The organism is Dactylosporangium sp. NPDC000555 (assembly GCF_040300025.1).
Taxonomy (GTDB): Bacteria; Actinomycetota; Actinomycetes; order Mycobacteriales; family Micromonosporaceae; genus Dactylosporangium.
This window is the reverse complement of record NZ_JBEPDB010000008.1, coordinates 92,715-105,124: the sequence shown is the minus strand read 5'-3', so window position 1 is coordinate 105,124 and position 12,410 is coordinate 92,715. Positions and strand designations below refer to the sequence as shown.

Below are 12,410 nucleotides of genomic sequence, written 5' to 3'. Positions count from 1 at the left end.
GCGGATACAACCCCCGTGTTCGGCTCATTAATCGATGTTCGTCGACGTGTTGAGCGCTGTACGCAGCCTAGGGCGCAAGGTGCAAGATGCTCAAGGCGATTTGTCGGTCGAATCATAGTTTGCGAACTATAGCGGGCGTTGTCACGATTTGCTGGTGTGAATGTGACGCTCTGTATAGTGAATTTGACGTTCCGGCCCCAGTGGGCATGATCAACTTGGCTTCCGGGTGGGAGGACTAAGCTCGCCGGGTGTCGAAAGAGCTGACCCACGTGGACGAATCGGGCGCCGCCCGGATGGTCGATGTGGCCGCCAAGGACGTGACCGCACGGCGGGCCGTCGCGGCGGGATTCGTCCGAACCACACGCGAAGTGGTTGACCTGTTGCGTGACGGCGCGCTGCCGAAGGGCGACGCGCTGGCGGTCGCCAGGGTCGCCGGGATCATGGGCGCGAAACGCACCCCGGACCTTATCCCGCTGTGTCACCCGATCGCCCTGCATGGTGTGACGGTCGAGTTGACGCTTCGCGACGACGTGATCGAGGTCGAGGTCGTGACGCGCACCGCCGACCGCACCGGCGTGGAGATGGAGGCACTCACCGCCGTGGCGACCGCCGGCCTCACGCTGATCGACATGATCAAGGCGGTCGACCCGGCGGCGTCGCTGGAATCGGTGCGCGTGCTGCGCAAAGAGGGCGGCAAGACCGGCGTGTGGGAGCGGTCGTGAAGGCCGTCGTCGTCGTGGCCTCCAACCGGGCCGCGGCCGGCGTGTACGCCGACACCAGCGGCCCGATCCTCGTGGCCGGCCTGCGCGAGCTCGGCTTCGCCGTCGGCGACCCGGTCGTGGTGCCTGACGGCCCGCCCGTCGAGGCCGCGCTGCGCGAGGCCGTCGCCGAAGGTGCCGACGTCGTGCTGACCAGCGGCGGCACTGGGATCACACCCACCGACGCGACCCCGCAGATGACCCGGCGGGTGCTCGACTACGAGGTGCCGGGCATCGCCGAGGCGATCCGCGCGGCCGGCGCGGCCAAGGTCCCGGCCGCGATCCTGTCCCGCGGGCTGGCCGGCGTCGCCGGGCGCACGCTGATCGTCAACCTGCCCGGCTCGCGCGGCGGGGCGAAGGACGGCCTGGCGGTCCTCGGTCCCGTCCTGGCGCATGCCGTCGACCAGCTCCATGGCGGCGATCACTGACGGACCCGGGTCCAGTCGCACGACCAGGGTCGGCACCGCCGCGCCCGGTGAGGCTCGCTTGGTGATCAAGCGCACCTGAGGGTCTAGGCTTTCGTCGTGACGTTACCGATCGCGTGGGCGGCCGCCCGCGAGGCGGTGTTCGAGGCGGGCTCGGCGGCTGCGCCGGGCCCCATCCCGGTCCCGCTCGCCGGGTCCGACGGCCTCACACTCGCCGCGCCCCTGGTGACCCTGACCGACCTGCCGGCCTTCCCGACCTCCAGCGTCGACGGCTGGGCGACGCGCGGCCCGGCCCCGTGGCGGATCGTCGGGCGGGTGCTCGCCGGCGACACCGCGGCGCCGCTGACCGAGGACGGCACCTGCGTCGAGATCGCGACGGGCGGCATGGTGCCCGGTGGTACCACCGCGATCGTCCGGGTCGAGGACTCCGCCGTCGCCGACGGCGCCGTCACCGGCGAGCCCCGGCGGTTGCCCGACTGGCGGGAGCAGGGCGAGGAGGCCGCCGCGGGCGAGGCACTGCTGCCCGCCGGCACGCCGATCACGCCGGGCGTCATCGGGCTGGCCGCGTCGTGCGGGTACGACACCCTGACCTGCCGCCCCGCCCCGCGCGCCGCGCTGCTGGTCTTCGGTGACGAGCTGCTCACCGCCGGCACCCCCGGCGCCGGACGGGTCCGCGACGCGCTCGGCCCCTCGCTGCCGTCCTGGCTGCGCCGGGCGGGCACCGACGTGGTGCTCACGCGCGCGCCGGTCGCCGACACGCTCGAGGACCACGTCGCCGCGCTGCGCGCCGCGGTCGACGCGGGCGCCCAGCTGATCTGCACCACCGGCGGCACCATGCACGGGCCGGTCGACCACCTGCACCCGGCGCTGGCCGAACTGGGCGCTACGTATGTCGTGAACACCGTCGCGGTGCGCCCCGGGTTCCCCATGCTCGTCGCGCAGCTGCCCGGCGGCCAGTTCGTCGCCGGCCTGCCCGGCAACCCGCAGTCCACGTTCGTCGCGCTCGTGTCCCTGGTGCTGCCGCTGCTGGCCGGGCTGACCGGCCGCCCGATGCCGGCGCTGGGCACGGTGACGCTGGGCGCCGGTGTGCCCGGCCGCGGCGACTTCACCCACCTCGCGCTCGTCACCCTCGCCGACGGCCGGGCGCACCCCGTCGCCCACGTCGGCTCGGCGATGCTGCGCGGCCTGGCCAACTCGGTGGGGTTCGCGGTGATCCCGCCGGGTGCCGAGGGACACGAGGGCACGGTGGCCCAGCTCGTACCGCTGCTGGACGGGGACCGATCGTGATCAGGGCCGAGGTGACCACCGAGCCGCTCGACGTGCGCGCACACGAGCTCGCCGTCGAGCACCGCGCCGCCGGGGCTGTCGTGTCGTTCGCCGGCGTCGTGCGTGATCACGACGGCGGGCGCGGCGTGCTCGAGCTCGAGTACGAGGGGCACCCCAGCGCCGGCGACGTCCTCGCCGAGGTGGCCGCGGAGCTCGCCGCCGACCCCGCCGTGCACGCGCTCGCGGTGTCACACCGGGTCGGCCGCCTGGAGATCGGCGATGTGGCGCTCGTCGCCGCGGTGTCGACCGCGCACCGGGCGGAGGCGTTCGCGCTGTGCGCCCGGCTGGTCGATGAGGTCAAGGCTCGGCTGCCGGTGTGGAAGCGTCAGGTGTTCACCGACGGCGAAGAGGAGTGGGTGAACTGTCCCTGAGGCGCCGCTTCGCCCGCCGCAGGGTCCGCTTCGCCTGACCGGCCCGCCACCGCAGGTCCGGGCGGCCCTCGTGGTCGAGCGCGGCCAGCAGCAGGCCGCCGGCCAGCCCGAGGTTCTTGAGGAACTGGACCCGCTGCGCGGCGCGCTGCTGCGGGTCCTCGATACTCCAGAACCGGTGACCCGCCAGCGTGGTCGGCACCAGCGAGCCGGCCAGCAGCAGCGCCGCCGGCCGGGCCGCGCGCCCGGTGGCGAGCAGCATGCCGCCGGCCATCTGGGCGGCGCCGTTGACCCGCACCAGCGTCTCCGCCTCGGTCGGCAGGCTCGGGTGCAGCGCCTTGATCGTCGGTTCCAGCCGGTCGGTGACCGGCCGCGCGGGCTCGGCGAGCTTCTCCGGGTCGCGGAACGCGGCCCAGCCCTGGATCACGAAGATCGCAGCGAGCATCGAGCGGGCTGCGGTACGCACGGGTCTCATGACCGAGACATACCCACCCGAGAAATGTCGTACCCCCTCACTACGGTTAGCAGCATGGCCGAAACAACGACGGTCACCACGGTCTGGACCACCGACCAGGTGATGGCGCTGGCGCCCGACTCGTCCGCGCAGCGGGCGGCGCGCGGGCTCGCCGGCGACCGCGCCTGGCTGGAGACCGGGCTGAGCGCCGCGGACGACATCGACCCGACCCTGTGGGGCCTCTGCCAGGGCAGCGGCAGCACGCCCTATCAGACCGCGGTCGACCTGACCGAGCCCGCCTTCAAGTGCACCTGCCCGAGCCGGAAGTTTCCCTGCAAGCACGCGCTGGGCCTGCTGCTGCGCTGGTCGTCGGGTGCGGTGCCCGAGGCCGTCGCGCCCTCGTGGGCGAGCGCCTGGCAGGCGTCGCGGGCCGCTCGCGCCGATCGCGCCGCCGCGGCCGCCTCCGAGCGGCCCTCATCCGGGGGCGGCACCGCGGGCAGGTCCGCCCCCAGCGAGAAGGCACAGGCCAGGCGGGCCGACCGGATCGCCGCCGGGCTCGAGGAGTTGGACCGCTGGCTCGCCGACCAGGCCCGCTCCGGCCTGGCCGGGGTCGGCCGCGGCGGCGCCTCCTGGGACACGATGACCGCCCGGCTGGTCGACGCCCAGGCCGCCAGCGCCGCGGGGATCCTGCGCCGCACCGCCGCGGTCATGGGCTCGCCGGAGCGGCTTCTCGGCGAGCTCGCCCGGCTGCACCTGCTCGTCGGCGGCTACCGGCGCCTCGCCGAGCTGCCCGAGGACCTCGCGGCCAGCGTGCGCATGCGCGTCGGCGTGCCGATCGCCACCGAGACCGTCCTCGCCGGCCCCGCCGTTCGCGACCGCTGGCAGGTGCACGGCGTCCGCGACGAGATCGAGGACCAGCTCACCGTCCGCCGCGCCTGGCTGCGCGGGGCCGGCTCCGGCCGCCCGCTGATCGTGCTGTCGTTCGCCGTCGCCGGCCAGTCGCTGCCGATCGACCTGCTGCCGGGCACCGAGCTCGACGCCGACGTGTGCCTCTACCCCGGCGGCCGGCCCGAGCGCGCCCTCATCGCCAAGCGCCACGCCCCGCCCGAGCGCATGCACGCCGTCGCCGGCCGCGCGGGCATCGAGGCCAACCTGCGCACCCACGCGGAGGCCCTGGCCGGCGACCCCTGGCTGGACTACTGGCCGATGGCCCTCGACGCCGTCTGTCCCGTCCGCGACGGCGCCGCCTGGCTCCTCGCCGACGCCGCGGGCAATGGGCTGCCGCTCGACCCGGCGGCCGGCGAGCCTTGGCGCCTCGTCGCCGTCACCGCTGGCCGCCCCGCCACCGTCACCGGCGAGTGGTCGGCGGCCGGCTTTCGCCCTCTGGGCGTGTGGTCCGACGACAGGCTGGTGCGGCTGTGACCGCCCCGCCGTCGACCCCGGGCGCCTCCGGGGTCGCCTCGTCGCCCGTGCCGTCGTCCGTGCCTGCGGGGCATGCACCGGGCATTTCGGATTTATCCGGTCTTCCCGACTGGGGAGACGTGCTCGCGACCGCGCTCGTCGGCACGCAGCGGCGCACGCTGCCCGCCGGGGTGGGCACGCCGGGCGAGGATCCGGCCGAGGCGCTGCTGGATGCGGCGGGGACGCTGACGCTGTATCGGCGGGCCGGGTTCCGGGCGCGCACCGGGCTGGCCGTGCCGGTGCCCGCGCCGGACGACTCGGACATTCCGCTCGTGTCGTGGTCCGCGGCGGCCCGGGCGGCCGATCTGCTGGCCGTGGACGCGGCCGGATACGGGACCAGCAACGCCGTGCCGGTCCGCGACGCCGACGGGCGGATGGAGCTGCTCGCCGAGTGGCTCGGGGCGGTCGGGCACCGGCGCGTCCCCGGCGAGTTGCTGCCCGCGCTGCTGGAGATCGGGCGGCGGCACCGAGCGCTGCGCGTGCTCGTCGCCGCGGCCGGTGGTCCGCGCGCCGCCTGGCTCGCCGCGCAGCGGCCCGACTGGGGATATCTCGACGCCGCCGCGGTCGAGGCGCCCGCCGACGACCCGCAGGGCTGGGAGCTGGGCTCGATCGGCCGGCGGGTCGGCATCCTGACGGCCGTGCGCCGCGGCGGGCCGGAGGGCGAGCAGCGCGGCCGCGACATGCTCGCCGAGGTCTGGGCGAGCGAGACGCCCGACGACCGGGCCGCACTACTGGGTGCGCTGGCGACCGGGCTTTCCGGCGCCGACGAGCCGGTGCTGGAGGGCGCGCTCGACGATCGGCGCAAGGAGGTGCGGATCGCCGCGCTCGACCTGCTCACGCTGCTGCCGGACAGCGCCTACGCCCGGCGCATGATCGAGCGGAGCACGGCGTGCGTGCGGGTCGTCGGCGGGCGCATACAGGTGGTGCCGCCCGCGGCCTGCGACAAGGGCATGCGCCGCGACGGCATTGCGCCGCGGCCACCGGCCGGGGTGGGCGAGCGGGCCTGGTGGCTGGAGGAGCTGCTCACGCGCACTCCGCTGCGGGTGTGGGGGGCGCCGGAGCAGTTCCTGAGCCTGCCCGTGATGGACGAGTGGGCCGCGGTCCTGCGCCGCGGCCTGGCTCGGGCCGCCGCCGGGCAGCGTGAGCCGGGCTGGGCCACGGCGCTGACCGAACGGCTGACCGAGGAGGTCGTCGCGGGCGGGCGGCCCGACGACCGGCTGCTGCTCGAGGCGCTTTACGACGCGCTGCCCCCCAAGGCGCTGGCCACGATCGCGGTGGAGGTCCTGCGCCGCGGGCTGGCCGGCGCCGCCGCGGTCGGGGTCGAGCACGTGCTCGAGCTGTGCCCGCGGCCGTGGCCGCCCGCGCTGGTCGAGGCCGTCTTCGGCGCGCTCGACGACCTGGGTGGCCGCCGCTCCGCCGGCTGGCGACTGGCGGGGCTGTGCGAGCTCGCCGCGCTCCGGCTGCCCGCCGGCACCGCCCTCCGCGCCGCGACGCTGGCCGCGGGGCTGCCCTCCGACGACCCGATGTCCTCCATCGTCGGCCGCTTCGCCGACACCCTCCGGTTCCGCCACGACATGCTCGAGGAGCTCGCGTGACCACAGTCGATGTCACAGCCGCCCACGTCGACGGGGCGCCCGTCGCCGAGACGGTGCAGCGGCGGCACGCCGAGGACGAGTTCGCCGCGGAGCTCGTGGCGCTCGCGGCCGGCGACGACCGGCCGCGGCCGCCGGGGTGGCGGCTCTCGCCCGCGGCGGTCGTGACGTATCTGCTCGGCGGCGAGGCGGCCGACGGGACGCTCATCGCCCCGAAGTACGTCGGGCCGCGCCGCCTGATGGAGGTCGCGGTCGCCACGCTCGCCACTGACCGGGCGCTGCTGCTGCTCGGCGTGCCGGGCACGGCCAAGACGTGGGTGTCGGAGCACCTGGCCGCGGCGATCAGCGGCGACTCGACCCTGCTGGTGCAGGGCACCGCCGGCACGCCGGAGGAGGCCATTCGTTACGGCTGGAACTACGCCCGCCTGCTCGCCGAAGGTCCCAGCCGGGGCGCGTTGGTGCCGAGCCCGGTCCTGCGGGCGATGGCCGACGGGCGCATCGCGCGGATCGAGGAGCTGACCCGCGTGCCGTCCGACGTGCAGGACACCCTCATCACGATCCTGTCCGAGAAGACCCTGCCGGTGCCGGAGCTGGGCCAGGAGGTCCAGGCCCGCAAGGGCTTCAACGTGATCGCCACCGCCAACGACCGGGACCGGGGCGTCAACGAGCTGTCCTCCGCGCTGCGCCGTCGGTTCAACACGGTGGTCCTGCCCGTGCCCGCCGGCGTCGAGGAGGAGGTCGACATCGTGGCCAGGCGGGTCGCGGCGTTGGGCAAGGCCCTGGAGCTGCCCGAGATGCCGCCCGCCGTCGACGAGATCCGGCGCGTGGTCACAGTGTTCCGCGAGCTGCGCAACGGCGTCACCGAGGACGGCCGGACGAAGCTCAAGTCGCCCAGCGGCACGCTGTCGACCGCCGAGGCCATCTCGGTGGTCACCAACGGCATAGCGCTGGCCGCCCACTTCGGCGACGGCGCGCTGCGCGCCGGCGATGTCGCCGCCGGCATCCTCGGCGCCGTGGTCAAGGACCCGGTGTCGGACCAGGTCGTCTGGCAGGAATATCTGGAGACGGTCATTCGCGAGCGTGAGGGCTGGCGCGACTTCTACCGAGCGGCCCGCCGTGGCGAGTGAGCCGCTCCTGCTGGGCGTGCGCCACCACGGCCCGGGCTCGGCGCGCGCGGTGCGACGGGCCCTGGCCGCGTTCCAGCCGGAGGTCGTGCTGATCGAGGGGCCGCCCGAGGCCGACCCGCTGGTGCCGTATGCCGGGGACGAAGACATGCGCGCCCCGGTGGCCCTGCTGGCATATCCGGCCGACAACCCCGACCCGAAGCTGCGCGCGTCGTTCTGGCCGCTCGCCGAGTTCTCCCCGGAGTGGCAGGCGATCCGGTGGGCGGTGGCGCGGGAGGTGCCGGTGCGGTTCATCGACCTGCCGGCCACCATCCGCCTGGCGTCCCCGCCGGCCTCGGCGGAGGCGGCGGCCTCGGACGACGACGCGGTGCGCATCGACCCGATCGGTGCGCTGGCCGAGGCGGCCGGGTATGACGACCCCGAGCGCTGGTGGGAAGACGTGGTCGAGCACCGCTTCGAGATCGCGGAACCACCGACAGAGACCGATAAATCGAACATTTCCGATTTTGGGGCGCTGGGCGGTGTCGGGATCTTCGCCGTCGAGGCGGAGGTGGACGAGGCCGAGTTGCGGGCCGCGACGGCGCCGTTCGCCGCGATCGCGGAGGCCATGACCGTCGTGCGGGCGCACGCACCGCGGCCGCCCGAGGCGGAGCGGGTGGACGAGGAGCGGCGCGAGGCGTACATGCGCATCGGGCTGCGCACGGCGCTGAAGGAGTTCGAGCGGGTGGCCGTGGTCTGCGGCGCGTGGCACGTGCCCGCCCTGACCGCGCCGCTGCCCAGCGCCTCGGCCGACGCGGCGACCGTGCGAGGGCTGCCCAAGGTCAAAGTGGCCATGGCGTGGGTGCCGTGGACGCACGCGCGGCTGGCGTCGTGGCAGGGCTACGGGGCCGGGGTGCGCTCGCCGGGCTGGTATCACCACCTGTTCACCTCGGTCGACGCGCACGTCATCGAGCGGTGGCTGGTGCGGGCCGCGGGCGTGCTGCGCAAGGACGGCGTCCCGGTCTCGAGCGCGCACGTCATCGAGGCGACCCGGCTGGCCGAGGCGCTGGCAACGATGCGCGGCCGGCCGCTCGCCGGGCTCGCCGAGGTCACCGACGCGGCGCACGCTGTGCTGTGCGACGGCGACGACCTGCGACTGGCGCTGATCAATCGGCGGCTGGTCGTGGGCGACCGGCTCGGGCGGGTGCCGGATCAGACGCCCGGCGTGCCGATCGCCCGAGACGTGGCCGGCAGCCAGCGGCGGCTGCGGCTGCCCCCTCGGGTCGAGCGCCGCGAGCTGAAGCTCGACCTGCGTCAGCCGTTCGACCTGGAGCGCAGCCGGCTGCTGCATCGGCTGCGGCTGCTCGGCGTCGAGTGGGGCAAGGTGCTTGCCGCGGCCAGGGGCAAGGGCACGTTCCGCGAGGAGTGGGAGATCGCGTGGCAGCCAGAGTTCGCGGTCGACCTGGTGGAGGCGGGGGCGTATGGCACGACGGTGCTCGAGGCCGCCACCACCCGGGTCGCCGAGCAGGCCGCGGCCGCGGCGACGCTGGCGGACGTGACCGCGCTGGTGGAGCGGTGCCTGCTGGCAGACCTGCCGGACGCGCTGCCGGGTGTGCTCGACGCGCTGGACGAGCGGATGGCGCTGGACGCCGACGTGGCGCACCTGATGGACGCGCTGCCGGCGCTGGCGCGCACGCTGCGATACGGCGACGTGCGCGGGACCGACCTGTCCGCGCTGCGCGACGTGACGTTCGGGATGATCACCCGTATCTGCGTCGGGCTGCCGGCGGCGGTCGGCGGGCTCGACGACACCGCCGCGGCGGTCATGCGGGACCGGATCGACGGGGTGCAGGCCGCGCTCGCGCTGGTCGACGACGCCGAGGCGCAGGCGCGCTGGCAGACGGTGCTGGGCGGGCTGTCCACCCGGGGCGACCTGCACGGCCTGCTGACGGGACGGATGAACCGGCTGCTGCTGGACGCCGGCGCGGTGGACACGGACGAGGTCGGCGCCCGGATGGCGCTGGTGTTGACGGTTGGCGTGCCGGTGGCCCGCACGGCCGCGTGGATCGAGGGGTTCCTGGCCGGCGACGGGCTGTTGCTGGTGCACGACGAACGCCTGCTGGCGCTGGTCGACGCGTGGCTGACCGGCATACCGGGGGAGGCGTTCGTCGAGGTGCTGCCGCTGCTGCGGCGCACGTTCAGTGGTTACCCGGCGCCGCAGCGCCGGATGATCGGCGAGCGGGCGGCGCACATCGGCACCGGGCGCCCGGGCGCCCGCGAGGACGACGACGTGGACGCGGCCCGGGGCGCCCTGCTGCTGCCGGTCGCGGCGCGGCTGCTGGGGAGGGCACTGCATGTCTGACGAGGCGGGTCGGACCGGCGACCCCGAGGCCGATGAGCGGCTGCGCCGGTGGCGGCTGGCGCTCGGCGGCGCGCCGGGCGCGGAGGGGACCGGGTATGCGCTGAGCGGCACCGATGCGGCGGTCGACGCTGTGCTCGGCGCGCTCTACGACGGGGGCGCGGACGGCGAGGCGAGGCAGCGCGGGGCGGGGCTCGGCGCGTCGGCGCCACGGGTCGCGCGCTGGCTGGGCGATATCCGGCAGTACTTCCCGTCGACCGTCGTACAGGTCATGCAGGCCGACGCGATCGAGCGGCTCAACCTCACCCGGCTGCTGCTCGAGCCCGAGATGCTCGACGCGGTGGAGCCCGACGTGCACCTGGTCGGCACGCTGCTGTCGCTCAACCGGGTGATGCCCGACAAGAGCAAGCGGGCCGCGCGCAAGGTCGTGGCCAAGGTCGTCGCCGAGCTGGAGCGGCGCATCGCGCAGCCGACCCGCACCGCGCTCAGCGGCGCGCTCAACCGGGCCGCGCGGATCAACCGGCCGAGGCATCGCGACATCGACTGGGATCGCACGATCCGGGCGAACCTCAAGCACTACCAGGCCGAGCGGCGCACGATCGTGCCGGAGCGGCTGATCGGCTACGGACGGCGGGCGCAGGCGGTGCAGCGCGACATCGTGCTGTGCGTGGACCAGTCCGGGTCGATGGCCGCCTCGGTCGTCTACTCCGGGGTATTCGCCGCGGTCCTGGCCTCGATGCGCTCGCTGAAGACATCGCTGGTCGTGTTCGACACCGCCGTGGTCGACCTGACCGACCGGCTGAGCGACCCGGTCGACGTGCTGTTCGGCACCCAGCTGGGCGGGGGCACGGACATCAACCGGGCGATCGCGTACGGTCAGCAGCTCATCACCCGGCCGCGGGACACCATCTTCGTGCTGATCAGCGATCTGTACGAGGGCGGCGTGCGCGAGGAGATGCTGCGCCGGGTCGCGGCGATGACGGCGGCCGGGGTGCAGGTGATCACCCTGCTCGCGCTGTCGGACGAGGGCGCGCCCGACTACGACCGGGAGAACGCCGCGGCGCTCGCCGCGCTCGGGGTGCCGGCCTTCGCCTGCACCCCGGACGTGTTCCCCGAGCTGATGGCGGCCGCGATCGAGCGCCGCGACCTGCGCGGCATCATGGAGCGCGCGGCGGCGAAACCTACTCCGCCGGCTGGGTCCGCAGGTAGCGGGCGAAGTGGGGGACCGTGAAGGCGACCGTGCCGCGCTCGCCGGAGTAGATCAGGCCCTTCTTGATCAGCGCGTCCCGGGCCGGGGACAGGCTGGCCGGCCGGCGGCCGAGCGTGCGGGCGATCTCCGAGGTCGCCACCGCCTCCGACACGTCGACGGCCGGGAGCAGGGCGGCCATCGTGCGCATGTACTCGCGCTCGGCCGGGGTCGCGCGATCGTAGCGCGAGCCGAAGAAGCCCACGGCCAGCTCCGCCTCCGCCTCGGGCGCGGCGACCCGCACGTCGGCGGCGGTGATCGGCGAGCGCGGCGCGTGGTCCCAGGTCGCCTTGCCGTAGGCCTGGACGAAGTACGGGTAGCCGCCGGAGGCCTCGTAGAGCGCGTCGAGGGCCTTCGGCTCGTACTCGACCTCCTCGCGCTCGGCCGGCGCCGTGAGCGCCAGGTCGGCGGCGATCCGGTCGAGGCGGTCGATGCGCTGATACCGGAACAGCCGCTCCGAGTACGACTTCGAGGCGGACAGCAGCGCGGGCACGTGCGGCAGGCCGGCGCCGACGACGATGAGCGGCGCGCCGGTCTGCGACAGCTCGTGGCAGGCCGCGCACAGCGCCGAGATGTCGTCGGCCGCCAGGTCCTGCAGCTCGTCGATGAACAGCGCCACGCCGGTGCCCACGTCGGTGGCGACGCTCGCGGCGTCGGTGAACAGCTCCACCAGGTCGATCTCGATGTCGCCGGAGTCGGCCCGGCCAGTCGCGGCGGGCACGTCGATGCCCGGCTGCCAGCGGTCGCGCAGCTTCGACGGCGGCTTGCGCGGGTCCTCGCGCAGCGCGAACGCCTTGAGCACGCCGAGGAACTCGTCGATGCGGTCCGGCGCGCGATGGTGCGGCGCGAGCTCGCGGACGGCCATGTGCAGGGCGGCGGAGACCGGCCGGCGTAGCGACTGGTCGGGCCGCGCCTCGATCTTGCCGGTGCCCCACAGGTGCGATATCGCCTCGGAGCGCAACGTGTTGAGCAGCACGGTCTTGCCGACGCCCCGCAGCCCGGTGAGCATCAGCGACCGCTCGGGCCGGCCCCGGGCGATCCGCTCGAGCACCACGTCGAAGGCGTGCAGCTCACGGTCGCGCCCGGCGAGTTCGGGCGGGCGCTGCCCGGCGCCGGGCGCATAGGGATTGCGAACCGGGTCCACGAATCGCACAGTATCGGGCTTTCTAGCGCGCAGGCTAGAACCGCGTAGAAGAACCTCTACGGCGTGTCGTCGTGGAAGATCTACGGCTGTCTAGCGCGCACGCAAGACAGCCTTATAAGGCGCCATCGAACGATACCGAACAGGCGTTCGATGACTTGCTCGAACTAATGTACT

11 protein-coding genes are annotated in these 12,410 nt (G+C 74.6%); 9 read left to right on the top strand and 2 right to left on the bottom strand.

What is annotated here, in order from left to right:
- Positions 1–248 precede the first annotated feature (248 nt).
- The 4 genes from moaC (at position 249) to ABT297_RS08065 (ending at position 2,880) form a co-directional block, all read left to right on the top strand.
- Positions 249–722, top strand: coding sequence for a cyclic pyranopterin monophosphate synthase MoaC (gene moaC, locus ABT297_RS08080; RefSeq protein ID WP_350546076.1), 474 nt, complete (start codon positions 249–251; stop codon positions 720–722).
- Positions 719–1,186 (top strand): MogA/MoaB family molybdenum cofactor biosynthesis protein, encoded by a 468-nt coding sequence (locus ABT297_RS08075; protein ID WP_502885522.1) that lies wholly within the window; start codon positions 719–721, stop codon positions 1,184–1,186. The genes moaC and ABT297_RS08075 overlap by 4 nt, the downstream gene beginning before the upstream one ends.
- A 96-nt stretch (positions 1,187–1,282) precedes the next feature.
- Positions 1,283–2,470 carry a molybdopterin molybdotransferase MoeA gene (locus ABT297_RS08070; RefSeq protein ID WP_502885521.1) on the top strand — a complete coding sequence of 396 codons (1,188 nt, stop codon included), beginning with the start codon at positions 1,283–1,285 and terminating at the stop codon, positions 2,468–2,470.
- Positions 2,467–2,880: a molybdenum cofactor biosynthesis protein MoaE gene (locus tag ABT297_RS08065; protein ID WP_350546073.1), complete on the top strand. Its 414-nt coding sequence runs from the start codon at positions 2,467–2,469 to the stop codon at positions 2,878–2,880. Before ABT297_RS08070 ends, ABT297_RS08065 begins: the two co-directional genes overlap by 4 nt.
- Here ABT297_RS08065 and ABT297_RS08060 read toward each other — a convergent pair.
- Positions 2,843–3,352, bottom strand: coding sequence for a DoxX family membrane protein (locus ABT297_RS08060; protein WP_350546071.1), 510 nt, complete (start codon positions 3,350–3,352; stop codon positions 2,843–2,845). The two genes, ABT297_RS08065 and ABT297_RS08060, sit on opposite strands and share 38 nt — an antisense overlap.
- A gap of 54 nt (positions 3,353–3,406) precedes the next feature.
- Between ABT297_RS08060 and ABT297_RS08055 the strand changes: the two genes are divergently transcribed.
- The 5 genes from ABT297_RS08055 (at position 3,407) to ABT297_RS08035 (ending at position 11,077) form a co-directional block, all read left to right on the top strand.
- A complete protein-coding gene (locus ABT297_RS08055) occupies positions 3,407–4,753 on the top strand; it encodes an SWIM zinc finger family protein (protein WP_350546069.1) in 1,347 nt (448 codons plus the stop codon).
- A gap of 119 nt (positions 4,754–4,872) precedes the next feature.
- Positions 4,873–6,387 (top strand): DUF5691 domain-containing protein, encoded by a 1,515-nt coding sequence (locus ABT297_RS08050; protein WP_350546068.1) that lies wholly within the window; start codon positions 4,873–4,875, stop codon positions 6,385–6,387.
- Entirely contained in the window at positions 6,384–7,511 is a 1,128-nt protein-coding gene (locus ABT297_RS08045) for an ATP-binding protein (RefSeq protein WP_350546066.1), read from the top strand. Before ABT297_RS08050 ends, ABT297_RS08045 begins: the two co-directional genes overlap by 4 nt.
- Positions 7,501–9,849, top strand: a complete 2,349-nt coding sequence (locus ABT297_RS08040; RefSeq protein ID WP_350546064.1) for a DUF5682 family protein — start codon at positions 7,501–7,503, stop codon at positions 9,847–9,849. Before ABT297_RS08045 ends, ABT297_RS08040 begins: the two co-directional genes overlap by 11 nt.
- The gene (locus ABT297_RS08035) at positions 9,842–11,077 is read left to right on the top strand and encodes a VWA domain-containing protein (RefSeq protein ID WP_350546061.1); all 1,236 of its coding nucleotides are present in this window, start codon (positions 9,842–9,844) and stop codon (positions 11,075–11,077) included. Before ABT297_RS08040 ends, ABT297_RS08035 begins: the two co-directional genes overlap by 8 nt.
- Here ABT297_RS08035 and ABT297_RS08030 read toward each other — a convergent pair.
- Positions 11,028–12,236 (bottom strand): ATP-binding protein, encoded by a 1,209-nt coding sequence (locus tag ABT297_RS08030; RefSeq protein WP_350546059.1) that lies wholly within the window; start codon positions 12,234–12,236, stop codon positions 11,028–11,030. The genes ABT297_RS08035 and ABT297_RS08030 overlap by 50 nt on opposite strands.
- Positions 12,237–12,410: the final 174 nt, after the last annotated feature.

What these genes read in the sequence shown, in the direction of transcription:
- ABT297_RS08055 (WP_350546069.1), top strand. Translation starts at nt 3,407, where the DNA reads ATGGCCGAAACAACGACGGTCACCACGGTCTGGACCACCGACCAGGTG.
- ABT297_RS08060 (WP_350546071.1), bottom strand. Translation starts at nt 3,352, where the DNA reads ATGAGACCCGTGCGTACCGCAGCCCGCTCGATGCTCGCTGCGATCTTC.
- ABT297_RS08035 (WP_350546061.1), top strand. Translation starts at nt 9,842, where the DNA reads ATGTCTGACGAGGCGGGTCGGACCGGCGACCCCGAGGCCGATGAGCGG.